This window comes from Polystyrenella longa, assembly GCF_007750395.1.
GTDB lineage: Bacteria > Planctomycetota > Planctomycetia > Planctomycetales > Planctomycetaceae > Polystyrenella > Polystyrenella longa.
The window spans coordinates 5,187,824-5,214,726 of sequence record NZ_CP036281.1; the positions used below are offsets into that span (position 1 = coordinate 5,187,824).

Annotated in this window: 17 protein-coding genes; 9 read left to right on the top strand and 8 right to left on the bottom strand. The window is 50.8% G+C overall.

The window, feature by feature from the left end:
• Positions 1-127 precede the first annotated feature (127 nt).
• The 3 genes from Pla110_RS19185 to Pla110_RS19195 all read left to right on the top strand — a co-directional run bounded on the left by Pla110_RS19185 (position 128) and on the right by Pla110_RS19195 (position 7,044).
• Entirely contained in the window at positions 128-1,507 is a 1,380-nt protein-coding gene (locus tag Pla110_RS19185; RefSeq protein WP_144998210.1) for a DUF1501 domain-containing protein, read from the top strand.
• A gap of 81 nt (positions 1,508-1,588) precedes the next feature.
• Positions 1,589-4,147 (top strand): DUF1549 domain-containing protein, encoded by a 2,559-nt coding sequence (locus tag Pla110_RS19190; RefSeq protein WP_197440303.1) that lies wholly within the window; start codon positions 1,589-1,591, stop codon positions 4,145-4,147.
• Positions 4,148-4,236: 89 nt separating this feature from the next.
• Positions 4,237-7,044: a WD40 domain-containing protein gene (locus Pla110_RS19195; protein WP_144998212.1), complete on the top strand. Its 2,808-nt coding sequence runs from the start codon at positions 4,237-4,239 to the stop codon at positions 7,042-7,044.
• Between the two features lie 51 nt (positions 7,045-7,095).
• Here the strand turns inward: Pla110_RS19195 and Pla110_RS19200 are convergent, their stop codons facing one another.
• On the bottom strand, positions 7,096-7,374 hold the full coding sequence (locus Pla110_RS19200) for a hypothetical protein (protein WP_197440304.1): 279 nt from the start codon (positions 7,372-7,374) through the stop codon (positions 7,096-7,098).
• 309 nt (positions 7,375-7,683) lie between these two features.
• Between Pla110_RS19200 and Pla110_RS19205 the strand changes: the two genes are divergently transcribed.
• Complete coding sequence (locus Pla110_RS19205) at positions 7,684-9,171, top strand: OprO/OprP family phosphate-selective porin (protein WP_144998214.1); 1,488 nt, start codon at positions 7,684-7,686, stop codon at positions 9,169-9,171.
• A gap of 55 nt (positions 9,172-9,226) precedes the next feature.
• On the opposite strand, the gene Pla110_RS19210 is transcribed toward Pla110_RS19205, so the two are convergent.
• Positions 9,227-10,411 carry a sialidase family protein gene (locus tag Pla110_RS19210; RefSeq protein WP_144998216.1) on the bottom strand — a complete coding sequence of 395 codons (1,185 nt, stop codon included), beginning with the start codon at positions 10,409-10,411 and terminating at the stop codon, positions 9,227-9,229.
• 222 nt (positions 10,412-10,633) lie between these two features.
• Between Pla110_RS19210 and Pla110_RS19215 the strand changes: the two genes are divergently transcribed.
• The gene (locus Pla110_RS19215; RefSeq protein ID WP_144998218.1) at positions 10,634-12,736 is read left to right on the top strand and encodes a hypothetical protein; all 2,103 of its coding nucleotides are present in this window, start codon (positions 10,634-10,636) and stop codon (positions 12,734-12,736) included.
• Here the strand turns inward: Pla110_RS19215 and Pla110_RS19220 are convergent.
• Entirely contained in the window at positions 12,724-13,701 is a 978-nt protein-coding gene (locus tag Pla110_RS19220) for a GDP-mannose 4,6-dehydratase (RefSeq protein WP_144998220.1), read from the bottom strand. The genes Pla110_RS19215 and Pla110_RS19220 overlap by 13 nt on opposite strands.
• A gap of 212 nt (positions 13,702-13,913) precedes the next feature.
• On the opposite strand from Pla110_RS19220, the gene folP reads away from it, so the two are divergent.
• The 3 genes from folP to Pla110_RS22715 all read left to right on the top strand — a co-directional run bounded on the left by folP (position 13,914) and on the right by Pla110_RS22715 (position 17,098).
• Positions 13,914-14,795: a dihydropteroate synthase gene (folP, locus tag Pla110_RS19225; protein ID WP_231742624.1), complete on the top strand. Its 882-nt coding sequence runs from the start codon at positions 13,914-13,916 to the stop codon at positions 14,793-14,795.
• Between the two features lie 197 nt (positions 14,796-14,992).
• Positions 14,993-16,270, top strand: a complete 1,278-nt coding sequence (locus tag Pla110_RS19230; RefSeq protein ID WP_144998222.1) for an outer membrane protein assembly factor BamB family protein — start codon at positions 14,993-14,995, stop codon at positions 16,268-16,270.
• 414 nt (positions 16,271-16,684) lie between these two features.
• The gene (locus Pla110_RS22715; protein WP_197440305.1) at positions 16,685-17,098 is read left to right on the top strand and encodes a hypothetical protein; all 414 of its coding nucleotides are present in this window, start codon (positions 16,685-16,687) and stop codon (positions 17,096-17,098) included.
• Positions 17,099-17,437: 339 nt separating this feature from the next.
• On the opposite strand, the gene Pla110_RS19240 is transcribed toward Pla110_RS22715, so the two are convergent.
• The 4 genes from Pla110_RS19240 to Pla110_RS19255 all read right to left on the bottom strand — a co-directional run bounded on the left by Pla110_RS19240 (position 17,438) and on the right by Pla110_RS19255 (position 22,852).
• The gene (locus Pla110_RS19240) at positions 17,438-19,663 is read right to left on the bottom strand and encodes an alpha-glucuronidase family glycosyl hydrolase (RefSeq protein WP_144998226.1); all 2,226 of its coding nucleotides are present in this window, start codon (positions 19,661-19,663) and stop codon (positions 17,438-17,440) included.
• A gap of 72 nt (positions 19,664-19,735) precedes the next feature.
• The gene (locus tag Pla110_RS19245) at positions 19,736-21,181 is read right to left on the bottom strand and encodes an outer membrane protein assembly factor BamB family protein (protein ID WP_144998228.1); all 1,446 of its coding nucleotides are present in this window, start codon (positions 21,179-21,181) and stop codon (positions 19,736-19,738) included.
• Positions 21,182-21,340: 159 nt separating this feature from the next.
• Positions 21,341-22,207, bottom strand: a complete 867-nt coding sequence (gene folD, locus Pla110_RS19250; protein ID WP_144998230.1) for a bifunctional methylenetetrahydrofolate dehydrogenase/methenyltetrahydrofolate cyclohydrolase FolD — start codon at positions 22,205-22,207, stop codon at positions 21,341-21,343.
• Between the two features lie 108 nt (positions 22,208-22,315).
• A complete protein-coding gene (locus Pla110_RS19255; protein WP_197440306.1) occupies positions 22,316-22,852 on the bottom strand; it encodes a phosphatidylglycerophosphatase A family protein in 537 nt (178 codons plus the stop codon).
• Between the two features lie 448 nt (positions 22,853-23,300).
• Between Pla110_RS19255 and Pla110_RS19260 the strand changes: the two genes are divergently transcribed.
• Positions 23,301-25,022, top strand: a complete 1,722-nt coding sequence (locus Pla110_RS19260) for an NADPH-dependent assimilatory sulfite reductase hemoprotein subunit (protein WP_144998233.1) — start codon at positions 23,301-23,303, stop codon at positions 25,020-25,022.
• Between the two features lie 220 nt (positions 25,023-25,242).
• Here the strand turns inward: Pla110_RS19260 and Pla110_RS19265 are convergent, their stop codons facing one another.
• Positions 25,243-26,661, bottom strand: coding sequence for a trypsin-like peptidase domain-containing protein (locus tag Pla110_RS19265; RefSeq protein ID WP_231742625.1), 1,419 nt, complete (start codon positions 26,659-26,661; stop codon positions 25,243-25,245).
• Between the last annotated feature and the right edge of the window lie 242 nt (positions 26,662-26,903).

Consider the following 26,903-nt stretch of genomic DNA (forward strand, 5'->3'; position numbering starts at 1 on the left):
TTGACGGACAAGTTATGTCGTTCTCTCCCCTTGCAACAACTCAAATCAACTTGCCGGTCTCCGCTCAGCTATTGAGCGTGTCGCGGCAAGATGACTATCCGATATTACCAGTGAGGAACAGTTCGCCATGTTTATGATGACTGGCAAAGGCAAAGCACAGACCTGTAACGGAACCACACGTCGTGACTTTCTTCAGGCCGGAGCACTCGGTGCGGTCGGCCTGTCGCTTTCCGACTATCTGCACGCGAAAGAACAGGGTCAGGTTGATCCCGCCAAAGACAAAAAGTCGGCGATCATGATCTTCAATCTGGGAGCTCCGTCTCAGATTGACACGTTCGACATGAAACCGAATGCCCCCAAAGAAGTCCGCGGTCCGTTTCAGCCCATCGACACGGCCTCACCTGAGTTTCAAATCTCGGAAATGTTTCCGATGCACGCCAAGGTGGCGGATAAGTTCTCATTGGTCCGTTCCTGCTATCACACCTCGGCCGCTGTTCACGATGCGGGTTGGCAGATGCTGCAGACGGGTCGCCAGTTTTCCGGCGGAGTGAATACGCCCCACGTCGGTTCGGTTGTCAGTTACCTCCGCGGTCGTCGCACTGACTTACCATCGCATGTGGTCCTTCCCGAAAAAATGGGCCGAGGTGGTGGGAACCTGCCGAATGGGCAATCGGGTGGATTTCTGGGGAAAGCATATGATCCGTTTGAGCTTTCCGCTGACCCTTCCCAGGAAAACTTTCAGGTTCCAGACCTGCTGCCTCCCCAGGAGATTGGCGAAGTTCGTCTGGATCGACGTCGTAAAATGCGGGAAGTGATTGACCAGACCGTTGCTGACTTCGAAGCGAGCGAAAACGCCAAATTACTGGAAGGTAATTTCGAATCGGCCTATCGCTTGATGACCAGTACGCAAGCACGCGAGGCTTTTGATCTCACTAAAGAACCCCGGGCCGTCCGTGAGCGGTACGGCATGACCCGTTTCGGCCAGTGTTGTCTTCTCGCCCGACGATTGGTTGATGCTGGGGTTCGGTTTGTCACGATCAATACGTTCTTGACAGTCTTTGACGAAATCACCTGGGACATTCACGGTTCAAAACCATTTACTTCCATCGAAGGAATGAAAAAGAATGTCGCCCCCATGTATGACCAGGCTTACAGTGCCCTTATCGAAGACCTCGCCGAGCGTGGCATGCTGGACGATACATTGGTCTGCAATGTCGCTGAATTCGGAAGGACTCCCAAAGTAAACCCGGCGGGTGGTCGCGACCACTGGCCGCAATGTTTCACCTGTTATTTTGCCGGAGGAGGCGTGAAGGGTGGACGCGTCATTGGCGCCAGCGATCCCATTGGGGCCGTTCCCGCAGAACGTCCAGTCGATCCGGGACAGATTGCCGCCACGATCTTCCATAGTCTGGGACTGAATTTGGAAACAGAACTTCCTGGTCCAGCGGGACGTCCCTTCATGCTGGTCGATCCGGGTAAACGTGAGATTCACGAACTGTTTGCCTGACCTCGAACCAACGGGCTGGCGACCGACCGCTTTTCACTAACGACGATTACTGCATATTAAATATCATAAGGGGAACGTCGAATGATTATTCGGCTTGTTCAACATCATCAATACCAATCCACCCAACGAGCGCGGACTACTAGACGTCTTCTCTGCATGGGCGTGTTCGTTCTTCTGGCCGTTGCGTTCACTACGAAAAACATCGTAGCGGAAGAAACGGGGATTACCGTCTTGCCCGAAACGGTGACCTTACATGGACAGGAAGCACGCCATTCCTTTCTGGTGCAGAAACGGACGGGTGTCGACCTTAATGAACAGATTCAGTCTGGCTTGGATTTTAAGATCTCGGATGAGCAGATTGCCAAAATTGTGGACGGGATGATTGTACCTGTCAGCAATGGGGAGGCGGTGATTCAGATTTCTTCATCCGATGACGAAAGCCAAACGGCAGAAATGAAAGTTGTCGTCACAGGTGCCGACCAACAGGAACCGTGGATGTTCGAACGGCATGTTCAGTCGGTGCTGACCAAGGCAGGTTGCAACGGCGGTGCCTGCCATGGTGCACTCGCAGGCAAAGGGGGCTTTCGATTGTCGTTACGGGGTTACGATTCCGCGACCGATTTTCACACAATTGTCAAACAGGCACGCGGAAGGCGAGTCGAGCTGTCCGATCCTGGACGAAGCCTCATCCTCGCAAAACCATCGGGCGGAATTCCTCATAAGGGGGGGCTACGTTTTAATACCGATTCTCGTGAATATCAAATCCTCTCGGAATGGGTCGCGGCGGGAGCAACCTATAAGCGCGATACAGAAGCGACGATGGACAGGTTGGAGATTCTGCCGGAACGGGTGACACTCAAAGCCGATACCACTCAGCAATTACTGGTGAGAGCTTACTACTCTGACGGTACGATTGATGATGTCACTCAGTGGACCAAGTTCATCTCTGCGAATGATGCCGTGGCCCAAGTAGATGAAGACGGAGTGGTGACGGTCGTCGGCGCGGGCGAAGGAGCCATCACGGCTCTGTTTCGATCGCAGCCCGCCATTGCCCGTGTCACTTCTCCTTATGAAAATGAAGTGCCCGAAGAAATCTATGCCGAGTCTCCCCGACAGAACTTTGTTGATGAACTCGTTCTTAAACAACTTCAACGGCTGAATCTCCCTCCGTCACCCAGAGCCAATGACGAAGTCTTTTTAAGACGAGTTTATGTCGACACCATTGGAACCTTGCCGACGCAGGAAGAAGTGGTCGTCTTTCTCAACGACCCGGCTCCCGATAAACGAGTGCGAGCTGTTGATTCTTTGCTCTCTCGTCCGGAGTTCATTGACTACTGGACGTACAAGTGGGCCGATATTTTGCTGCTAAACGGAACCAAGCTGCGACCGAAAGCACTTAAAACATATTACACCTGGTTAAGAGATCATGTCGAACAGAATACTCCGTGGGACGAATTGGTTCGCGAGATTCTGGTCGCCCAGGGAAGCAGCGTGGAAAACGGGGCAACGAACTTCTACGCCCTGCATCAGGAACCCGAGTTGATGGCCGAAAACGCCAGTCAGGCGTTTCTGGGACTCTCCATCGGTTGCGCCAAATGCCATAACCATCCGCTCGAAAAATGGACCAACGATCAATACTACGCGATGGCAAACATGTTCGCCCGCGTGCGGGCAAAAGGCTGGGGTGGGGAAGGTCGAAATGGCGATGGACTCCGAACACTCTATGTCTCGACTAAGGGAGACTTGATTCAACCCTTAACTGGCGAACCCCAACCTCCTTCACCACTGGATGGAGAAGCACTTGAGTTTGATGATCCGAGCGATCGGCGTATTCATCTCGCCAAGTGGTTAACCGCCCCTGAGAATCCTTACTTCGCTCGCTCGATTACGAATCGTGTCTGGGCGAACTTTATGGGGGTTGGACTGGTCGAACAAATTGATGACATGCGGGTGACGAATCCGGCCAGTAATGAAGAACTTCTCTCTAAGTTGTCCGACCATCTCGTCGCGAACGAGTTCAACGTTAAAGAACTGATTCGTGTAGTCCTGCAGTCCGAAGCTTATCAACGAAGCAGCGAGCCTTTGCCGGGCAACGAAGAAGAAACCCGGTTCTACTCACGCTATTATCCCCGCCGAATGATGGCCGAGGTGTTGCTGGATGCGATTTCGCAAGTCACGAATGTCACGGACCAGTTTAATGAAATCGAATTCCCGGGCGCCGACATGATGGATACCGATTTCTATCCCGATGGCACCCGGGCGATTCAGCTTTATGACTCTGCCGTTAAATCCTACTTCCTGAAAACTTTTGGTCGGAACCAGCGATTGATTACCTGCGAATGTGAACGATCGGATGAACCCACGATGGTACAGGTTCTGCACCTATCCAATGGAGATACGATCAACAAAAAGTTGCAGAGTGACAAGAGTATCATTCAGCTGTTGCTGCAAGCGGAAATGTCCAATGAAGAGATTATTGAACAGGCATTCCTGAAAACTCTTTGCCGATACCCTACAGAGGAGGAGCAGCAAAAACTGGCGTCGTATCTGGCAGAAGCAACCGGAGATCAACGTCGCCTGGCGCTCGAAGATTTACACTGGAGCCTGATGACGAGCCGAGAGTTCCTGTTCAACCATTAATAAACGCCGACATTTATTGTTCATCGATTTTAGTCCAACTCATTTTTCTGAATGCGGTCCTCGTACTGCTGATTTCAGGTATGTGATCCATGCAACGATTTCTATTCTGTCTCACATCGCTGTTATTCATTCTTCCCGTTAATCTGACTGCTGCGGAGATTGATTACCAGAAACAGGTTGCCCCTATCCTGCAGAAGTACTGTGTCGGTTGCCACAACGCCGAGGACATGGAAGGGGACCTGGAGCTGCATACGTTCGCCGCGATGCAAAAGGGAGGAACCAACGGTCCGGTGCTTGTCGCTGGCAAAGGGAACGAGTCTTTGCTCGTCCAGGTTTTGACTGGCAACGCCGATTCTGTCATGCCTCCAGAAGGGAGTGAAGCGCCGACCGAAAAAGAGATCGCGCTCTTAACCGCCTGGATTGACGCGGGAGCTAAAGGTCCTGCGCCCGGTACGGAAACAATCATGTTGAACGTTCCCCAGATCCAACCAACTCATAGTTATGATGACCCGATCACATCACTCGATTGGTCCGATGATGGAAAATGGGTCGCCGTCTCTTCGTATCAGCATGTCGATCTGCTCGACGCGTCCAGCCTGAAACCAGTGAAAAGCCTGTCCGATTTCCCAGGAAAAGTGAACTCCGTTTCATTCTCCAACGACAACCGCTTCCTGGTTACCGGTTCAGGAATCACCGGTTTACAGGGAGAAGCTGCCCTTTGGGATATTGCGACCGGCGAGCAGGTTCAGAGTTTCACTGGGCATCAGGACATTATCTACACAGCACGATTGAATCCGACGGGCGATCTTCTGGCCACGGGAAGTTATGACCGTCAGGTTATCCTCTGGGATGTGAAGACGGGCGAACAACTCCGCACCCTGTCAGGTCATAACGATGCGATATATGATCTCGAATTCAGTCCTGATGGTTCCCTGCTGGTGACAGCCAGTGGCGACACGACTGCGAAAGTCTGGAACGTCGCGACGGGAGAGCGATTCGACACATTGGGTCAACCTCTGAAAGAGGTTTACTCGGTCCTGTTCAGCCCCGATGGAAAAACCGTACTCGCCGCTGGAGTCGACAACCGCATTCGTATCTGGGAACTAGTCTCGAAAGACAAAGTGGCCATCAACCCGCTGCTGCATGCTCGCTTCGCCCACCTTGGACCGATTCTTTCGTTAGCCTACACACCCGATCAGACATCACTGGTGACGATCAGCGAAGACCTCTCTATCAAACAGTGGAACGCAAAGACGCTCGACCAGATTCAGGCGTTTGAACAACAACCTTCTATCTGTACGACGGTCACCATTTCGCCCGATAGCCAGACCTTTATTGTCGGAAGAATCGACGGTACCTTCCAGCAGTATTCGCTCCAGCAGGTTAAGGACTCCCAAGCAGAGGGTACAGCAAAAGACATAGAGAGCCTTGTCCGCAGAGAAGTGGGGGAGATGCACGAATTAACGGATCTTGAACCCAACGATACCCCCGATCAGGCAGCCACCATTGAATTACCTGCTAAGATCGCCGGAACGATCTATCATGAGGGCACAACCGACGAAGTCGATTTCGACCTGTATCGCTTTACGGCGAAAAAGGGAGAACAATGGATTACGGAAATCAAAGCTTCTCGGGAGGAGTCACCGCTCGACTCTAAAGTTGAAGTCCTCGACAGCGAAGGAAAACCAATTGTTCGCACTCAATTAAAAGCGGTACGCGACTCGTGGTTTACTTTTCGTGGGAAAGATTCTTTTACCAGTAATGACTTCCGAATTCAAAACTGGGAAGAGATGGAGCTGAACGAATACCTGTATGCGAATGGCGAAATTGTCAAACTGTGGTTATATCCACGCGGCCCCGACTCCGGGTTCCGGGTCTATCCAGGTGATGGTAACCGGTTTGGATATTTCGACACCACTCCCCTCGCCCATGCATTGCAAGAGCCATGTTATGTCGTCGAACCTTACCCGGCCGATGTAGAAGTTGTCCCGAATGGTTTACCAATTTTCAAACTCTACTATGAGAACGACGATGAAAGCCGTCGTCAGTGGGGGTCGGATTCCAAACTAACATTCACTGCCCCTGCGGATGGAGACTATCTCGTCCGCGTCAGTGACGTGCGGCAGTTTCAGGGTAGCGACTTCAAATATGAACTGACCGTCCGGCAACCTGAACCCGATTTCAAGGTTACCTTGAAGGGCGAAAACCCGACGCTCAAGCGAGGCACCGGCAGGGAACTTGTCTTCTCTGTTGATCGAGAGGACAACTTCGAAGGACCGATCGAGATCCAGATCACCGATCTGCCTCCCGGATTTATCTCGTCGAGCCCCATTGTCATTCAGGAAGGGCAGTTGCAAGCGTTGGGGACCATCTACGCTCCTGCGGATGTGGTGGCACCGACTCCTGAAAACGCCAAACTGGCCAAGGTAACGGCAACCGCCCTCATTAATGGAGAGTCGGTTAAGCATGAAGTGAATTCGATCGGTGAAATCAAACTTGATGAGGCAACACCCAAAGTAACGATGGAGATCATTCCCCACGCGGGCGAATCTGCCATCAATCCGGAAGACGGATTACTGGAGTTAACGATTCATCCAGGGGAAATGGTTTCGGCGTATGTCCGTATTACGAGAAACGAACACGAAGATCGCGTTCGTTTCGGTTCAGACGACTGCGGGCGAAATCTTCCCCACGGAGTGATTGTGGATAACATTGGACTGAATGGTCTGATGATACCCGAAGGAGAGACCGAGCAGATCTTCACTTTGGCAGCATCGAAATGGCTACCCGAGCAGGATCGACTCTTTCACCTGAAAGCCGATGCTGATGATGGCCTGACGACCTTGCCCATCCGACTGAAAGTGCGCCGCAACAGCAATCTGGCAAAGAACGACTGAAGAAGACCAGTTAGAATCTATTGCTGCCTAAACAGGCACGATCGGTCTGTTCTATTCGCGCACATCGTCTAATTTCGAAATACTGATCGCCTCTTCCCGGCGGATGAATACGCGTTCCCGATTCCAGGGGTAACCGTGCCTTTTGGCTTCCAGCACGTACATCTCACGCGTCGTCGATGAGTCGCGCATGTCATGGACGTCGGCCTGCTTCAAAACGAGATAATGCTCGTCGTAAGCCATCATCCGTCCAATGAATACATATTCACTTCGCGCATCGATCACGACTTCTTCATTGATCAGTGTTTCCAGCAGGTTTTTCTCTTCCGTCATGGCTGTCGTTCTTTTTAGACCTGTCGGTAATATTTCTGGGAACAACTCCTTCAAGCAGAATACGCTCTCGGCATACGTAGTGCCAGCTCAACCTTGCCTCTCGCGTAAATGCAATTAATTGCATTCGTTCTCTGCAAGCAGCTGCATTGTTTCTTGAGTCGAAACCAGGGAAAACTTGAGAACCGTCGAAAATAAAATGGTCTGATTCCGATTATAACGCCGATTGAACAAACAGAGCCTGACTGTTCGGCAAAGTGGGCCAAATAAACGCAATCCCCCCATCCTCTGTATTATTAAATATGAAATCCAATGCTTCTCATTTTTTGCCTATACAAAACAGTCAAATTGGTTCGAAATCAGTCTCAGGAATCTGGCGCAACTCACTCTGGTTGGAAAACCGTAAGCATCGCCATGATGCTCGTTCTAGCACTCTCGACAAGCCCCGCGTGGACCGCACCTCCGACCTCGGATGTGAACAGCCAGATTGATGATCTCCAACAGCAAATCGATCAGCTTAAGGCTTCCTACGGCACACTTGGTGAACCTACTGGTAATTCCATCCAGCAAACCAATGGAGAGATACTCTACACGCCTCCCCAATTAAACACCGTTTTTCCACCTTGCCCTCCGGCAAAGAATCCTGATTTCCCGACTGCCCAACTTACTGGTTTTATGCAAATCGACACGGGTTGGTTCGAACAGGATGATGCGAATAAGGCGGTACTAGGTGACATTCAGAACGGAGCCGACTTCCGGCGTGCGCGGCTGGCTGCTGTTGGTGAGGTGTGGGAAAATGTTGGATACATGCTGGAAATGGATTTTGCTGCGGGCGGTCGTCCCAGTTTTATGGATGTCTGGTTTGAAATCAAAAACGACGAAGCGGGTAATGTACGCATCGGACAGTTTCGACAACCATTTGGAATGGATGGCCAGACCAGCATAAAAGATATATCCTTCCTCGAACGGGGACTTCCATTTGCCTTTCTTCCTTTTCGTCAGATCGGCATGATGTACTACGGCAATAGCGAAGTTGAAGATACGACCTGGGCGGTCTCCGGCTTCCGTTTCCCCACCGATCCTTTCGGCGGAAACATCGGAGATAGTGGTGGATATGGTGGTGCTGCTCGCCTTACCCGACTTCTGATTGACCATGGGGACGATGGCGTTGTGCATGTTGGAGCCGGTTATGTTTATATCGATCCAGCTAACGACTTCGTTCAGTACCAGAATCAACCCGAATTCTTTGTTTCCGAAACAGGCGGATCAGGGCTTGTTCCTCAAGGCGTACCTAATAATGTTCCCCCATTTGTCGATACGGGCGCAATGCCAACTGAGCATGTCAATTTGATCAATGCGGAATTCGGAGCCTCGGCCGGTCCACTGCATACCCAGGCAGAAGTTTTTTACTCGATGCTCAGTCGACTGAATGGCTCTTCCGTCACCTTCAACGGTGCCTATGCCCAAGCAGGGTACGTGCTCACAGGCGAAAGTCGAGCGTACAACCGCAAAGCGGGTGTTTTTGGACGCGTTGTTCCTGATAACCCTTTCGGACGAAGTGGCATCGGAGCATGGGAAGTGGCGGCTCGCTGGTCTTACATCGACCTGAACGATGAAGACATCCAGGGAGGGAGACTAAACGACACCACTCTGGGACTTAACTGGTATCTTAACAAGTTCACTAAAGTCCAATTCAATTACATCCACGCTTTTCTAAATTCCAGTTCAGCCACCTATGGCCCAATCGTCAAAGATTCCGACGCCGACATCATCGCTATACGAGGCCAGGTCGATTTTTAGAAGCGGAATTAGAATTCGACCATCTTGCTCCAATGGAATTTGGATGTCATCGCTCTTAACGATAAAACTGATCGACATCGAAGATCCGCAAAGTCACCTCGCTGTCTCGCTTCCATTTTGTGGAACGGGTGTAATAAGTGACCAGCGCCTCATTCCCATGAAAGGTGACAGAAGGATATGCGGCATCGAAGTCAGAGCGATTGTCGATATCGCAGAAGTTCGACCAGGTCTGTCCTTCATCTCGAGAGATCGCCGCAGTTAATGGCGTGCGGGGCCAGTTACTTTTAGAGGCGACCTGGTTCCAGAGAACAAGGAGATCACCCGTTGTGGGAATCCGTTTCACTATGGCGGGCGATTCGGGCGAGACCAACGCTGTGGGTTCCGGCTTCGACCAGTGATCGCCACCATCCTCGGAAATACTGAAGTATTGTTTCTGATTCGTATTTCGCAGCAGGCAATGGAGGCGTCCATCATTCAATTCCACGATGGTCGGTTCGTGGCAACCTCGTCCTTTTGCCGTCATGCTGTCACTGCTTCGTTTCCATTGATGGCCGCCATCGTCGGAATACCAAACAAAGGAATGCAGATCGCCTCCCTTATAAGGAGTACCGCCGATGTATTTTTCATCGAATGGACCATGCGCCGGAAGAATGACGCGGCCCGTACTAAGTCGGATCGCTCGGTCCGCGTTGTTGCAGTACCAGCCCGGTTCAGAGATCTGCTGCTGCTCTCCAAACGATTGGCAATTATCGGTTGACCGTCGCATATAGACGTTTCGATTTTCAGGAGAATCCCAGCCGACGTAAGTGAAGAGTATTTCTTCAGGGGAGATCCGAATCAGGTTGGGATGTTTGACATTGTGCTTCCAGATATTCTCCTGAATGACCTTACGATTTCCCCAGGTACAACCGACATCGGTGGACGTCATCGAAGTGATCTGGCACGACACTTCGTCGCCGATGCCCCCCTGCCCCTTCTTCTTTGATTTGGGTTCTCCCTTGGTGTAATACTCGCACCAGACCAACATTAGTTCTGCATCGCTCAGTGGGAAAATAAGTTGATGATCGTGTCTGGGATGGCGCGGTGTCCAGAGGCAGATGACTTCGTCGTGTTTCGGTATAAGCAACGGCTTACCCCCCTTACCCGATTCGGCCAATGACTGCGACAAGGATGTGCTTCGCAGCAAGATACCCGCTGAAGTTACCAGAAATTCACGACGAGAATGAGCATGTGATCGCATGAAGCCCCCTGCCTGTAGAAATCATTATAAATTGAAACGGACTATTCACCCTACAGAGAGAAGTGACGTGATGCAACGAAGGTGGGTGATAAGATCGCAGCAACAAAGCCGGGATGTAGTTGACCTGGAATTAAACGGGCAGGTATCCTTAAGGGATATCCAACTCGCGATCGTTCACGATCCTCGTTCGACCTGTACTCGAAAAAACGAATTGATTTTTCCATGTCGCGACGTTCACTTTTCTATTCTATTTCCTCTCTCGTTGTCTTACTAACATCCATTCTGAGCGTCGATCTTTACGCACAGGAAGAAACAGCATTAAGGCCACATGAACGATGGATCTGGACCGAGTTGATTGCGTTCGACAATCAACAACCTGATTCAGGAGTGGGGGAGTATCTGGAAAAGACGGGATTCGCTCCGAAAGTAATCTGCCTGATGATCAGCTCGCCCGATATCATCCTGTCTCATGGGGGAATGGAAACGGAAGAGCAACTGGCGAAAGAATATACTTCGAGAGACGGGCACGACTTCAATCCAGAGCGGCAACGGCAGGACTGGACGAACTATCAACTCCGGTTCCTCATCGAACAACTTCATGAACGAAAGATTGAAGTCTATCTCAGTGTTTTCGCGAAGTACTACCGCACTCGGGAACATCGGGAATGGATCGCCGACCATCACGAAGTCCTGCATGTTCGCCAAAAGAGTGGATACGCGTGGGCTCTCAACTGCCTGGCACGTCTGGACGACGGCTCTTATTTCGAAGATTACTTTATTAAGAAGTTGGTCGAAACGCTCAATGACTACGGCTTTGATGGCTGGCATGGAGCAGATGGTTGGGGCCCTTTGTCCGGTCCGATTCATGAAGTCTCTTTTTCAGACGACATGATTGCTCAATTCGCTGAATACTCAGAGTACAATCTTCCCCAGGTGGTTACTCAGGAGTGCGTCTATGATGTTTCCAAACTGATAGCCCGTGCCGAATGGATTCTTAAAAATCGACGAGCAGAATGGAGTGAATTTTACGCCGACCGCTGGACGACGTTCTGGGGGAAAGTCGTCACAGCCTTACACGCCACTGACAAGAAGGCCGCAATCAACTCGGCATGGGGACGGGCCCCGTTTGAAGCGCTTTATCGATATGGAATCGATTATCAGAAAATAGCCGCCACGGGTGTGGATGCCATCATCGTCGAGACGGTCGCCGTCGGGCTGGCGACCGATCCACGTACGGTGGATTCGGATCGGCACGATGATTTCCTGGCGATGCTGATGTTAATGCGGGCCTGTCTACCGGAAACCAAACTCATCTTCCTGCATGGCGTTCACGATGTTGTCGAGGAGTGGGACGCGATTCATCACGCACCAATGGTTTTGGAACGGGAAATCTACTCGCTGGCGAATGTATTCCACAACCGATCTGATGGAAGTTTGGCTCCCAGCGCCGATGGTTTTTTAGTCTGCCTGGGTGATGGTCTCAAAAAGAATGAGTGGAACTGGTTGGAAGAACGATGGCAACTCGCCTTTCAAGAGCCGCCCCAAAGCACTGGAGGCGCGACGGTTGTCTGGTCGGACTCCGTCTTTCGAGCCGAACTCGAAGACTATATTAAAAATCGCACATGGAACACGCATCGCATTCTCTTTCACCTCATGCAGGCAGGTGTCACGATTCAATCGACTATTCACGTGGACGATATCGTCCAAGCCACAGGGACGTTGATTGTTCCGAATGCCCACCTGATGCCGCGGTCGGAACTGGAACGCCTCGGAGGTTACAAGAATGGCCCTCTGGTTCTCATTGGACGTCCTCCTGAAAACATCCTCAAGCTCATTTCGATTCCCGGTGCTCAATTCAAGGATCATTACAGTCCGTTAGAAATGTGGTGCGGTGTATTTCATGCCAGCCCGCAAGTTATTCCGTTTGAGAAAGGGGAAGACGAACCCCCTGTCGCGGAGATTCTGAAACAGGAACTCCCCAAAGGATATTGGAACCACCTTCCGTACCGACATGTTTCCGATGGTTTTATAGATGTGTGCGCCAAAGTCATTCAACAAATTGCGACACCGATTAAAGTGGTCGAAGAAGCGGAGTCGGTGGCGATAATGCCTGTGACTCTACAAGACGGAACTATTCGGATCGCGATCAAGAACCGGACATACGCTTATGCCCGACCATTAATTGACATGGGGCGGCCCGTCGCCTCTGCCGAAGTTCTCTCTAGTTTTCCCTCGATCACCATCAAGCCTAAAGAGAATCGGTTTTCGATCCGCGTACCCGGCAGAGGTATCACCGTCGTTGATGTTAAGTTTCAACCAGAGTGATTAGTTCGCGATTCGATTTCGGCCAACTCTAAATCGTGCTGCGTCATCTGATGTGCCAGTTCGGTAAAGCTCACCTGGGGCTGCCAACCGAGCTGCGTCTGGGCTCTGGTGATGTCCCCGCAGAGAACGGGGGCGTCGTGAGGACGAAAGAACTCCGGATCGATCTCGACATACTGTTGATAGTCGAGATCAAGGCACTGGAAAACGACATCGACGAATTCTCGAACGGAGTGCGTTTTTGTTGTCGAGATTACGAAGTCGTCTGGTTCATCCAGTTGCAGCATCAACCACATCGCTTGAACGAAGTCTCCCGCATAACCCCAGCTTCGCTCCGCATCGAGATTGCCGAGAATTAACTTCTGCTGTAAACCGAGTTTGATTCGAGTCGCCGCACGCGTGATTTTGCGAGTGACGAAACTTTCATCCCGCAGAGGGGACTCGTGATTAAACAGAATCCCATTACACGCAAACATACCATGGGCTTCGCGGTAGTTTTGCACTTGAAGATGAGCATACGCTTTTGCACAGGCGTAGGGACTGCGAGGATGGATGGGAGATTGCTCGTTTAATACAGGTCCGGCCTGGTCATCTAAGATGGCAGAAGAGGAAGCTTGAAAGAAACGGACCTGACGGGAGCACTCTATCTCATACTGGCGAACCGCTTCAAGCATACGAAGGGCTCCCATCCCAGTGATTTCGGCGGTTTCCAGTGGTTGCTGGTAAGAGAGAGGGACATGGCTCTGCGCTGCCATATGATAGACTTCACAAGGCTGAATTTGCTTCAACAGGTCGTGCAGATTTTCGGTTACCTTCAGGTCAACCCGATGCAGGAAAACTTGCTCATGTGGAAAATTCGTCGCGGCCTGCGTGAACCCATGAACGTGATAGCCCTTCTCCAGTAGAAGACGAGCTAGATACTGTCCGTCCTGGCCAGTGATACCAGTGATGAGGGCAACGGGTTCCAAAGGATCGCTTTCGTAGGGGAGAGATCTTATGATAGGAGGGCCGTGCCTGCATGAGCCATTCGATCTCTGTCGTGAGATTTTTATCGTGGGGCATGCAGGCCGAGCTGATTTATGTGATAATAACGCCCTGCTACAGCCCTGTCACGGTGCTGCGTGCAAGAGGCAGACGAAGACGAAAGTTCAAGCTGTTCTACTGGATGAATTGACTTGCCATGGTAATGAAACCGACCCCCGATTCTGAAACCCACCCTAAAACTCGCTTGTGGAGTTTTGGCGGACACACTCATACGCTAGGGCGATTTACGCTGGTGATGGGGATCGTCAATGTGACACCGGACAGTTTTTCCGACGGGGGCGAGTATGCGACGAGCGAGTCTGCGATTGCTCATGCGCTTCAACTTGTCGAAGAAGGTGCCGACATTCTCGACATCGGTGGAGAGTCGACTCGTCCTAAAGCAGCCGAAGTCACTTTGGAAGAGGAACTGGCACGGGTCATACCGGTCATTGAAGCCTTGTCCGATAAAACGAACGTTCCCATTTCTATCGACACGACCAAAGCAGAAGTGGCGCGTCAGGCAATTCAAGCGGGGGCCATTATTGTCAACGATATCTCCGGTCTACGGCTTGATCCGGAAATGATTCCATTGTGCGCAGCGCATCAGGAGGTCGGTGTCATTTGCATGCATATGCAGGGAACACCACGAACGATGCAAGAGAATCCCCACTACGAAAATGTAGTTCAGGAAATCTGTGACTTTTTCAAGGAACGCGTGGCAACGTTAAATTCGGCTGGAATTGCACCGGAGCGGATCGTACTTGATCCCGGTATCGGATTTGGAAAGTCGGCAGCCCATAACCTGGAAATCCTGAAAGGGGTCTCTGTTCTACAGCAGGCTGGACGCCCCGTGCTGATCGGCCATTCCCGGAAACGCTTTATTGGCAAATTACTGGAACGTCAGGTGAACGAACGGATATGGGGAACCGTGGGTATTTCCATCGGACTCGCCCAATTGGGAGTCGACATCTTGCGTGTTCATGACGTCCGGGCGACTGTAGATTCACTCGATGCCTGGCGCGCTGTCGCCGAGGACTAGATTTTGTCCTGAAATCCGCTCAATAGGATCTCCATGGCAGATCTTCAACAGATGATTGTGAGACGTTCTTTCTTCGGGTACGCTATAGAATCTCTCGATGAAGTAATCCCGCCATAAGGCACTTCCTGATCTGAGAAACACTCAATCAGTGACATCCCTGTTTCCTACCGCTTTTCAACGTTGAGTCTATCGACACGATGCACGCTCTTTCGTTTTCGACATTGACCACCTGTTGCCTGCTGAATCTGCTTTTCTGGTCCGCCAGTTCCGCCCTTCCCGGTGCGGAATTGATCGCAACCGAATGGAACCAACTTCGCGGTCCGAATGGACAGGGACACCCGACGCAGGAGTCGAATGTTCCTCTCGAATGGAGCGAAACGGAAAACGTCGCCTGGAAAGTTCCTGTACCAGGTCTGGGGTGGTCTTCGCCTGTGCTCTCGGATGGTAAAATCTGGTTGACGAGCGCCGTCGAAGAGGGACAGGTCCTGAAAGCGTACTCGTTCGACGTGGAATCGGGCGATTTGCTCCAGGAGATTGACGTTTTTCGCCCTGAAGAACCTGTCACCGTGAATGACCAGAACAGCCACGCCTCTCCCACGCCTGTCGTGGAACCCGGATTTGTTTACGTTCACTTCGGTACAATGGGAACGGCCTGTGTGAACAGCGACAACGGAGAGATTGTCTGGAAGCATGAGAAACTGAAATTGGAACACAAGGAAGGCCCGGGTAGCTCGCCGGTCTTGTTTGATAATCTGCTGTTGATTAATTGCGATGGCATGGACGTGCAATACGTCGTGGCCCTCGATAAACAGACGGGCGATATTGTCTGGAAGACAGAACGATCCGGTCCGTTTCGAGATCGTCCCGACTTTAAAAAAGCCTACTCCACTCCGACGGTGCATCAGGTAAACGATCGCTGGCAGGTGATCAGCACGGGGGCCGATCAGATTGAAGCGTATGACGCCTACACCGGCGAAGAAATCTGGCGGGTAATATACAACGGTTTTTCGAACGTTCCTCTGGTCCTCGTCGATGGCACTACGGCTTACGTCTGCACCGGATTTACGAAGTCGGAACTCTGGGCGATCGATCTAACGGGAGAAGGGGATGTAACCGAATCCCATGTGCGCTGGAAATTCAAACGACAGGTACCGCAGATCAGTTCGCCGATTCTGGTCGATGGTCGATTGTATTTCTGCAGTGACAAAGGCGTTGGATGCTGTATCGATGCAAGTACGGGAGAAGCAATCTGGCAGGATCGGTTGGGAGGCAATTTCTCCTCTTCACCGATATACGTAAACAGCCACCTTCTGTTCAACAATCATGAAGGCAAAACTCTCGTGGTCGCTCCCGCCGATGAACTGAACATCGTTCGAACCAATTCGCTGGATGGCATTATCAAAGCGACGCCTGCCCCCATTCCGGGTGGCTTGATCATACGAACCAATAGTCACCTCTATCGAATATCGAAGTAGTGGTCGCCCTGTCTTCCCTTAGATGACGTTTCGATAGACACAAAAAAAATCAGGGTGATGCCTCCCTTGGAACGGGAACATCACCCTGATTAATGTAAGTCGACTCGTTGTTCTTATGCGGCGATCATTCTCTCGTGAGCAGACGGTTCATTTTCCTGTTCTTGAAATGAACTGTATTTCAAGTAAGCGGAAGCGATTAAGTATCGTCGATCTGCTATTACGATCAATGGCCCGTCAGTCAGGTAGTCAATCATTGCCGGTTTAAAAGGCCAGATTACGGAAGACTCGAATAGCACAGTTGAGCATTCAAGGATGTCGGTAGTGAATCTGTTCCGTAATCTGATCAACCATTATGAACAGCGAGAACCTAAATCAGTCGTGTTTTAGTGAAACATACGACCGAAGAAGGAAGATTTGTGTCCGCATGATCCGCAGCCACAAGAAGAAGCTGGTGCACAGCAGCTGGGCTCAGGAGCACAGCAAGAAGGTGCAGCAGGAGCACAGCAGGGCTCAGGAGCACAGCAGCTTGGCTCGGGAGCACAGCAAGTTGGCTCAGGTGAGCAGCAACGGTTTTTCTTTTTGAAGCAGCTGAACAGTTTGTCGAACATGCAAGATTTTTTGGCTTTGCAGCAAGAAACTGGAGCACAGCAGGTGGGCTCAGGAGCACAGCAAGAAGGAGCTGGTGCACAGCAAACTGGTTCAGGTGCACAGCAAGAAGGAGCTGGTGCACAGCAGCTTGGCTCTGGAGCACAGCAAGAAGGTTCAACTGAAGCACAACAGCTATTGTTGTTGTGTCCGAACAAGTTGAACAGGCCAGCTTCTGCCTGAGTGCTCAAGCTACAAAGGGCCAACGCAGCGGTCAAAGTAATCCAACGCATTTTAGTAATCTCCTGAAAACGTTTTCGAGAATCTTTTAGATCTTGTAAATTTCAATCATGGCGGTCACGTGCGTGACGTCACGTATAGACACATGGCTTCGTGCAATGTGTTGATGTCATTGTTATTCGACAAGGCGTAAGATTTACTGTTACGTAAACAAGGTGATTTGCAGAGACAGCGAAAGCCAAGGGTGACTGTAACGATTGCGACGATTTTAACCCCCAAAACTGTACAACGGGGGCTTGTCTAGTTCGCGTACGAAGAATTCTGAGCTTAGCTCGGCTTCAATTATTCTGCTGCGTCCAACTGAGCATCCACGGTTCCCACTTCTTTTAGCAATGGACCGTAACCGTATTCGTTGAGCAGAACGATTGTCCCCAGATCACTGGGGTTGCGGGCGACATCATTCAGCGTGTCGATCGCGTCGTAGAGTGACTCCAGTGCAGTGTAAAGATGCTCGGAAGCGGTTTCGAGATCGTCTTCTTCTCTGGCGGCAGCCGCTGCGTGCAGTTCTTCAACGGCGGTCAGATACGTCAGAACAGCTTCGCTCCGCTTCGCGTAATAATAAAGTTCCTTGCGGCCCGCAGTTTTGACGGCGTCATGGCTACGGTAAAGCTCGATCATGTTCTGAGTGAAATGTTCTTTGATCTCTTCCCAGTTCTCGGGGAGAGGTTTTTCAGCGTTGTAATGCTTCATTAACATTTTATCTCCTTCATACGGAGAGACAAAATGAATATCAGCATCGTCCAGCATGCGAGACCCCGCTTCCATATTCTCGAAAGCGAGCCACATACGACCAGTGGCAGACTCGTCCCGGGTGATCGTCTCGAAGTATTGATCGTGGGCCTGCCGGGGAGTGATAGAACTGTTGAAGGTGACACGGGAAAGAAAATGGAGTGTCGGATCCTGTTCGGCCGGTGTCCAGAAGTGAACCGAGACCCCCTCCCATTCGTTCGTCTGTAGTTGTTGAATCCGCTCCGCCAACCACTGGGTTGTCGATTGAGCCATGACGCTGAGATTTTGATTGTGCAAGTAACAATCGAGAACAGCGGGAACCAGTTGTGCCGGAACCTGATCAAACTGGTGAACGCCGTGCCCCGCCGTGACACTGACAGCCAGGGAAGAATTTTCACCGGGAAGAATTTCTGGTAGGTAAGGGTAAAGCACGGGAGTGACGTCGCTGAACTGAAGCTGGGGCAGTTCTTTTCTTTCGGCCAGGGCACCACTACGAAACAATCGGTTGTAGAAAGCGAGTGACGCAATGCATCGGCTGGCGGCCGTCTGCCCTGAATCTCTTAAAGCGGAGATGGAATTGCTTTTCGATTTTTCGAGGACATCTTCTAATGTTGATTCCTTTAACTTGGATGAATAAGACTGCAACTGAGCAAAGCCTTCTTCGACTTCTTCATCAGTTGCCGAACCTTGGAAAAGCGAGATGCTCATTTCATCCAGTTCAGGATAGGTATCCAACCATGCTTCAATCTGAGTTTTTGCCAGTTGTTCAAATTTAGGACCGCTGTATGGATTGTTGGCACCAAGATGCAAATTGTGGTGGTCCGTCCGCACAAAACTGGAAGGCAATACCTGTTTGAATTCGGGCGTGAACGCGAGAGGATCGAGGCTGACGCCGACGGTCATTCCCTGATCGTGTGCCGACTTTAAAATCGATTGAATATATCGTTTTCCTGCCTCGTTACGCTCTTTGTAAGTTTCCATTCCGGCGAAATCGGAGTTCTCGAACTGATCCTGACCACCGAAAGCAGTACTTCCGGGATAGTCGGGATTGATGAGGAATTGCTTACCGTAGTGCATGACCCCGGTCTCTTTAGCGACCCCATCCAGTTCATAGTGAATAAAAGGGTGCCAGGGAGACACATTCAGATCGATGTGATTAAACTTCAGTTTCCCAAGTTGTTTGATCAGCAGGTCACATTCTGCGGCGTTCCAGGATTCAAAGCTGTTCGGAAATTGATCGACTAACCGAAATGTTCTTTTCTTCAGATTCGGTTCAAGGGTGATATCATACCCGCTCAGTTTGAGTTCTCTGGGCGTCGCCGGATAGACGTCGGACTGCATTAAGTAACGAATACCATTCTGATATCCGAATTCATATACGGCCCACAATGTCGCCACAGGACTGCCACCGGCAATCGTCAAACCTGTGTTGCTATCTTGTTCGAGACTTTTCAAGGCATGCCCTTGAGGACTTAGTTTGGGCAGAGAATAATCGGAGTCCGTTCCAAACAGCGACTTATTCGTTGCAGATCCCAAAATAATGAACGGTTCTGTATCACTACTGAGTACCTCTTCCTGTGTGACTTCGACGTTGAAGAGTTCCTTGAGTTGCGATTCCAATTCCATCGCGGCCATTTTTTCCATCGGTTTCGTCGCTTCGGTGCCAGTCACCAGATGGACGGTTACCTTTTCGGTCGCCCCTTTTTCTACAGCATAGAGCGATCCCGGAATCAGAAGTACCAGCAACATGGCAACAAAACGGCGAGAAAGAAGGGTCATCGTGCGATCCTGATATTGTAGGTCGATGCTGTTGGTCTTTGAGAAAGACTGGGAAGAAAACTCTAACGAACTCTATTTCGCAGCCTCGTTGGAGAAGCAGTAGAGTTTAGTCAGCGTGCGAACGTAGATACGATTGTTCGCGATGGCGGGGGTAGAGATACAGCTTTCTCCCATGAAGTTTTTGGCGAGAACCTTTCCTTTTTTGCTGTCCTGATCAATCACGACCAGATATCCATTTTCACCCTGCACATAAATTTTGCCGTCCCCTGCGATGGGGGAGGCGTAATAGTTACCGAAGTTGCGGAGTCGCATTCGCTTCCAGACGGGCTCGCCTTTTTCAATCTCGAACGACGCGGCGATGCCTCCTTTTTTCACCAGGAAGATCATGTCCTCAATCACCAGCGGTGAAGCGATGTTGGAAGGAGAGCTATCGTCCAGGTTCCAGATGAGATGCGTATCCGTAACATTCCCCTCACCACCCACTTTAATTTTCTGAATGATATTACCCCCACCGACCCTATTTTCCGCAGCTTGAAAAGCGTCATCGATTTCGTCGTCGACAAGAAATCCATCCTTATCCTTATCTCCTTTATCGAACTTTTCCCAGAAGGCTTCTTCGAGTTCTGATTTTTCGAGTTTCTCATCCTGGTTCGTATCTTTCCACTGCAACAAGGCATACTTCAGGACTCGATTTGTATCGCCATAACTTTGCACAGAGACATAGACATGCTCGTCCTTAACCACCGGTGTCGTCATGATGGTTCGCAGAAGTGAGTTACAAGTCCATAGCTCTTTGCCATCGGTGATGTCATACCCTTTGAGTTTTCCTGAACCGGCAACAATAACTTCCGTACGACCGTTGGTTTCGCAAATGACGGGTACGGAATAACCACCTAGCATCTCGGGGCGTTCGGTCCTCCAGACTGGCGAACCCGTGTTTTTATCAACCGCCATCAGGAAGGGAGCTAAGTCGTCATCCTGATTGAAGATCACCAAGTCACCATGAACGATGGGGGAATGGGCTGCTCCCCAACCCATCAGGTAATAAGGCATTTGAATTGGAAGCTGCCAGGAATCTTCCCCACTATCAGCATTCAGCGCGAACATGCCAAGCGTACTGAAATAGACATAGACGCGTTCACCATCACAAACAGGGGTGGAAGAGGCCGGTTTATTCGGTGCCATGATGGGAGGCAATTCGCCTGTTTCAAAATCGCGTCGCCAGATTTCAGCACCAGTAGTCGCGTCGAAACAGAATACGCTGAAGATTTCTTCGTCCGTCATCGCCGTCGTGTACGCCAGATTGTTCACGATGATTGGGCAGGCGATCCCTTCTCCCACTTCTGCAGACCAGAGAACTTTATCGTCAATAGAAAATTCAACCGGCAGGTCGGTACTTTCCGTCGAGACACCAGAAGCGTTATGGCCACGGAACTGCGCCCAGTCTTCTGCCTGAGAAGACGCGGTGAACAGAATTGGGAAAATGAGAGCGAGAGCCAGAGAACCTGGGCGGGACATGCAGCACCTCCGGGCGAATGGTTGGATGGATTGAGCGCCGGACAAAATAATCGTTCTGGACAGAACGGGCTCATTCCACGATACCCAGTCTCACAACTCAAGACAATCACCAGACCGGTTATGCATCATTTTCGTACGTGAACCGGAAAGCTGCTTTTTTCAGCCTTTGGCCGCGATTCGGGCAGCAGTTAGCGTATTGTCCAGAAGCATGGCGATCGTCATTGGACCAACGCCACCCGGTACGGGAGTGATTGATGAAGCGATGGGGGCGACCTGATCGAAATCAACATCGCCGACTAATTTGCCATCGACGCTGTTAATTCCGACATCCATTACGACGGCTCCCGGTTTAACCATCTCCGCCGTCACAAAGTTCGGTTTGCCAATCGCGGCAACAAGAATGTCTGCCTGCCGAGTGACTTCCTTCAGGTTGGCCGTGCGACTGTGACAGATCGTGACCGTCGCATTCGCCACGGGTCCTTTCTGAACGAGTAGCATCGCCATGGGCTTTCCGACGATTTCACTCCGTCCCAGCACCACCGCATGTTTACCAGAGACATCGATTCCCGACTTCTCCAGCAGGACCTGCACGCCTCGAGGAGTACAGGGTTGAAAGCGAGGGCGTCCCTGAGCAAGTAATCCCACATTTTCCGGATGAAAACAATCAACATCTTTGAGCGGTGTGACCGCGTCCAAAACTCTTTGTTCCTCAATGTGGCCCGGTAACGGTAATTGCACAAGGATACCGTGTACCGAAGAATCGTCGTTGAATTGTTCGATCATCTCCAGCAGTTCCGCCTCTGTCGTTTCGGAAGGCAGTTTGTGGAGGGTACTTTTCATACCGGCTTTCGCGCAGGCACGCTCTTTATTACGAACATACACAGCGCTGGCCGGGTCTTCACCAACAAGAATGGCGGCGAGGTGCGGCGTAATGCCGGTCTCGTTATGGAACAGGGCCACTTCTTTAGCCAGTAGTTCTCTCGTTTCCGCTGCGATCTTTTTACCGTCGATGATTTGTGCCGTCACTGAATCGATTCCTGACTTTGTCGTATTGCGTGGAACTCACCATAAGTATCGAGATTCGATTTTAATCAATTTTGATAGACTCTGCATGGGGCCTGTTGGGCTTCGATATCAAAAGTGCGAAAAGCGATCAAAAATCTCCGGACCAATAAATCGCTGTGTCAGCCAGATACACCCAGCCGTATACAATGCAGCCAGAACATCATCCAGCATAATTCCGAAGGGGTCCTTACGTCGGTCGGCCCAGGAGACGGGCCACGGTTTTTTGACGTCGAACAAACGAAAGAAAACAAAACCGGTCACGATGTTCAACCGGTCCAGATCAAGAGGACCGAATAGCAGCAGCATAGCGGCAATTTCATCGATGACGATTTCGCCAGGGTCTTCTTTGCCCAGAAGTTGCTCGCAGCGGCGGCAGATTGGGATCCCTATGAGAAAGTAGAAAGTGGCCACCGCGTAATAGATCGAAAGCGAATAGCTTCCCTCGCCCACAGCCAGTTTGAGCAGCCAGATCAGCGGGAACGCGGCAAGCGTTCCAAAGGTGCCGGGAGCAACCCAGACTTGGCCGGAACCGAATCCTCGTCCGAACCAGAGGACCAGTTTGTCACTCCAGAGAAGTGGCGGAGGGTTTAATGGAGAGCCGCTCATAAACATCGTGATCCGGAATTGCGGTCATGTTTGTACAGATAACCCCGCCAATACTAAGCCCCTGAACCTGAGGTTGAGAGGGTAGCGGGCATCCATGCTCCTCTTTTTTGTGGGAACAGATTTGTCAAAATAGGGAATTCTTCATTCGAAATGAACTCAAATGACCGAATTTCGTCCCATTACCTATATGATTTGGGAAAAGCAGCCCTCCCAAGTGGTCTAGAGCCGCATGTCGGGCTGGACTCAGATACCTGTTTTTCAATAAATTTAACAGTCTAGGGTTTTGCCATCTTTAGGGAAGACCTCCGCTGTTCGAATGTCCGCCGTCTCACCCGTCTTCCATCCGTTCTCCCGGCGCTGATGGAGCGAAAACCGTCTTCTCTTCGAACCAGGCGAACTGAAACACCAGCAACCATTTATCGATTTTGCTCATAAAAGAGGTCTTTTAATGTCGGAAGAAGTGAAGCTAAGTAAACTAGAACAACTGAAGTTGGATAGCCGTCAACTTCGTGGAACGATTGCTGAAGAGTTGGCCAACGATGAGCTCGCCTTTTCTGCGGATGCATCTCAGTTGCTCAAGCATCACGGAAGCTATCAACAGGACAACCGAGACGAGCGAAATAAAAAGCTGCCCGATGGTACCAAGCAAGGGAAGGTTTACAGCATGATGCTTCGCACCCGTATGCCGGGTGGGAAGGTCACGGCGAAGCAATTCCTGACCGAACTTGACCTCTGTGATCAATACGGAAACGGTACATTACGAGTGACGACTCGCCAGGCGTTTCAGCTTCATGAGATTCCCAAGAAACATATGAAGACCGTCGTCCGGGCCATTAACGATTCGGAGTTGTCCACCATCTCCGCCTGTGGTGACGTAAACAGAAACGTCATCGCTTGTCCTGCTCCATTCAAAAACAACTCACTCTTCGACGACATGCAGAAGATGGCCGATCAACTGGCCGACCATTTCCGCCCTCACTCGACAGCCTATTGCGAAATCTGGCTCGAAGATGACGAAGGTGGAAAAACAAAAATCGAAGAGTTCAAACCGGTCGAAGAGCCGATCTACGGCGAACGCTACCTCCCCCGTAAATTCAAGATGGGAGTCGCTCTTCCGGACGATAACTGTATCGACCTGCACGCCAACGATCTTGGTTTCCTGGCGATTGTAGAAGACGAAAAGATCGTCGGCTACAACTTACTCGCAGGTGGCGGAATGGGCACGACCCCCTCGCTGAAAGGCAAAACCTTTCCAGCACTGGCTGTCCCCCTCTGCTACGCAACAGTCGATGAAACGATCGCTGTGGCCGAAGCCGTCGTCAAAGTCCAACGCGACTTCGGAAACCGGGAAGATCGTAAGATCGCCCGCATGAAGTATGTCATCGCAGACTGGGGTATTGAAAAGTTCCGGGAAAAAGTAGGTGAATACTACGGTAAAGAGCTCACGCTACCTCTGGATGTTTTCGTCACTGACGCAGATGACCATATCGGTTGGTACGAACAGGGGGACGGTAAATGGTTCCTCGGTGTGAATATCGAAAACGGTCGTATCCAGGACGAAGGCGATTTACGAATTAAAACAGGTCTGCGAACTATCCTCGAAAAGTATAGGATGGATGTCCGATTGACGGCGTTGCAAGCCGTTCTGCTCTGTAACATCGAAGAACAGGACAAAGCCGACATCGAACAGACATTGCGCGATCATGGCATTAAAATGGCTGAAGAGCTTTCGCTGCTGCGACGATATTCGATCGCCTGCCCTGCTCTACCAACGTGTGGTTTGGCTGTGACCGAGTCGGAACGAATTCTGCCTGCTCTGATCGATTCCCTTGAAGCCGAACTGGAACGGGTTGGACTTGCCGATGAGAAAATTGCACTCCACATGACCGGTTGCCCGAACGGTTGTGCCCGACCTTACCATCCGGACATCGGTTTGGTAGGTAAAGCGAAAGGGAAATACACTCTGTTTCTTGGCGGGAATGTGATCGGAACCCGGTTGGCTTTCATCTACAAAGACATGGTACCTCTCGAAGAGATCGTCCCTCTCTGCGTACCTTTGTTCGAATATTACGCTAAGGATCGAACCGGTGCGGAAAGCTTCGGTGACTTCTGTAACCGTAAGGGAGCCGAAGATCTGGAAGCCTACGCTGAAAAAGCGATGGCCAGTTAATGATGCCCTTGAACAGAGTTTGAAAGGCTATAACCATTTAAGCAATACAAATAAAAAGGACCCAAATCCAAGGGGGATTCGGGTCCTTTTTTATTCCACTCGCTTTCCTAAAGAGCAGGAAAACGTTTCACTCTTTAAAACACCAAAAGCAGCTTAAGTCACCCACATCGAATAAGGGGAATTGACGACCTTCCCCTTGGGAACAGTCCAATTCAAACCTCTAACGAATATTCGTCTGAGTTGCCACATGGGCGGAAACATTCGCTCCCGGGCTGGCCGGAGAAAGTTGCAGGTTTCCATATCGAGTCTCTTGTCCACGGAGAATAAAGAATCTCAGCGGAGCAAAGCTCTGCAATTGCGGATGCTCCAGGACATAAGAGATGTTGTCATAGTTGACCGTTTCCCATTTGTGCAATCCGACCAGTACGTCACCCGACCGAATACCATTCCGGCTGGCGGTGCTGTCTTTTCGCACATCGAGGACTTTCATACCACCACGGTAACGATCAGAAGTCACAGCGGTTGGAATCAACCGGAGTCCAAGCGTCATCCAGATCGGATCGTCATCGACGGCGGGTGTCTGGAAGACGACATTATGATCAGCAGATTGATGACCAGAATCTTCCTTTCGACTCGACGAGTCTGCCAGGTGCAATTTCAGTTCCTGTTTCTCATTGTTACGTCGAACAACAACAGTAAACGCCTCTTCGATCGATTTACCCAGAAGCAGTCGTTCAAAGTCAGCCGCATCAAGAACGGTCTGATTGTTAACGGCCACGATCACGTCGCCCGTTTGTAGACCCGCTTTCAGAGCAGGGCCGCGGGAGGCTTCGACGATCATCTCTTTTTGTTTTCCGGTTTTGTGATCACGACTGATCAAACCGTGAGCATGATGATCCAGTCTCTCGATGCTGAGTAACTTACGGATAACCACGCGGGCGTCGTCGATGGGAATGGCGAAACCGATACGCTGGGCACCAGCCCGGATCGCCACATTGATTCCGATCACTTCCCCGAGCATATTGACGAGCGGTCCGCCACTGTTTCCCGGGTTGATGCTGGTGTCGGTCTGAATCAGGTTTTCATAAGTCTGATGCTCGTTGACTTCGACATCTCGGGAGAGGGAACTAACGATCCCTGCTGTAACCGTATGCTTGTAGCCATACGGATTCCCTAAAGCAATGACAGACTCCCCCAGTCGCAGATCGGAAGATGTTCCGAGCGGCATGACTTCCAGGGAATTAGAGGCAGAGATCTTTAATACTGCCAGGTCATGTTTGCTGTCGTAAGATACGATCTCAGCGTGGTACATACTGCCATCGTGCAAAGTGACCTGCAAAGAGTCGAGGTCTACTCCGTTGATGACATGATGGTTTGTCACTAAATAGCCGCGGGGATCAATAATAATCCCACTTCCCATTCCGCTGACTTTACGCGGTTTGTCGCCCGCAAAAAGTGCTTCGTCCGGATAGGTTGTTTTTTCTGTATGGATATTGACAACGGAGGTTTGCACGCGTTGCACAGCTCTCACTAATGGCGTCATACGAGGATCCGTTTCCTCTGCCATCAGGGGAGCAGCAATCACGAACAAAACCATGCCGATACAGAACGCGATCAAAGTTTGGCACTTGGTCGTCATAAGTAGTCGCTATTCTTTTGTCGATGTGGATTGGTGATGTAGCAAGACATCCGTGGGCTGGTTCTAAAGCCGACCGGAGATCGCTCCATCTGTTCTCCGCACACTCCACCATCGGAATACCGCATTTCGTGACTTGAAGCTCCCGAGGACAAACGGCATAACTTACCTATCCATAACCGGGTTACGGTCGCGAAAGTTATGACGGCAATGACGAATCGTTATTCCCTTTTTTGGCAAAAAAG

Bases quoted from the DNA above. Each gene is read 5' to 3' on its own strand.
- Pla110_RS19185 (WP_144998210.1), top strand. From the start codon at position 128: ATGTTTATGATGACTGGCAAAGGCAAAGCACAGACCTGTAACGGAACC.
- Pla110_RS19190 (WP_197440303.1), top strand. From the start codon at position 1,589: ATGATTATTCGGCTTGTTCAACATCATCAATACCAATCCACCCAACGA.
- Pla110_RS19195 (WP_144998212.1), top strand. From the start codon at position 4,237: ATGCAACGATTTCTATTCTGTCTCACATCGCTGTTATTCATTCTTCCC.
- Pla110_RS19200 (WP_197440304.1), bottom strand. From the start codon at position 7,374: ATGACGGAAGAGAAAAACCTGCTGGAAACACTGATCAATGAAGAAGTC.
- Pla110_RS19205 (WP_144998214.1), top strand. From the start codon at position 7,684: ATGCTTCTCATTTTTTGCCTATACAAAACAGTCAAATTGGTTCGAAAT.
- Pla110_RS19210 (WP_144998216.1), bottom strand. From the start codon at position 10,411: ATGCGATCACATGCTCATTCTCGTCGTGAATTTCTGGTAACTTCAGCG.
- Pla110_RS19215 (WP_144998218.1), top strand. From the start codon at position 10,634: ATGTCGCGACGTTCACTTTTCTATTCTATTTCCTCTCTCGTTGTCTTA.
- folP (WP_231742624.1), top strand. From the start codon at position 13,914: ATGGTAATGAAACCGACCCCCGATTCTGAAACCCACCCTAAAACTCGC.
- Pla110_RS19230 (WP_144998222.1), top strand. From the start codon at position 14,993: ATGCACGCTCTTTCGTTTTCGACATTGACCACCTGTTGCCTGCTGAAT.
- Pla110_RS19240 (WP_144998226.1), bottom strand. From the start codon at position 19,663: ATGACCCTTCTTTCTCGCCGTTTTGTTGCCATGTTGCTGGTACTTCTG.
- Pla110_RS19245 (WP_144998228.1), bottom strand. From the start codon at position 21,181: ATGTCCCGCCCAGGTTCTCTGGCTCTCGCTCTCATTTTCCCAATTCTG.
- Pla110_RS19255 (WP_197440306.1), bottom strand. From the start codon at position 22,852: ATGAGCGGCTCTCCATTAAACCCTCCGCCACTTCTCTGGAGTGACAAA.
- Pla110_RS19260 (WP_144998233.1), top strand. From the start codon at position 23,301: ATGTCGGAAGAAGTGAAGCTAAGTAAACTAGAACAACTGAAGTTGGAT.
- Pla110_RS19265 (WP_231742625.1), bottom strand. From the start codon at position 26,661: ATGACGACCAAGTGCCAAACTTTGATCGCGTTCTGTATCGGCATGGTT.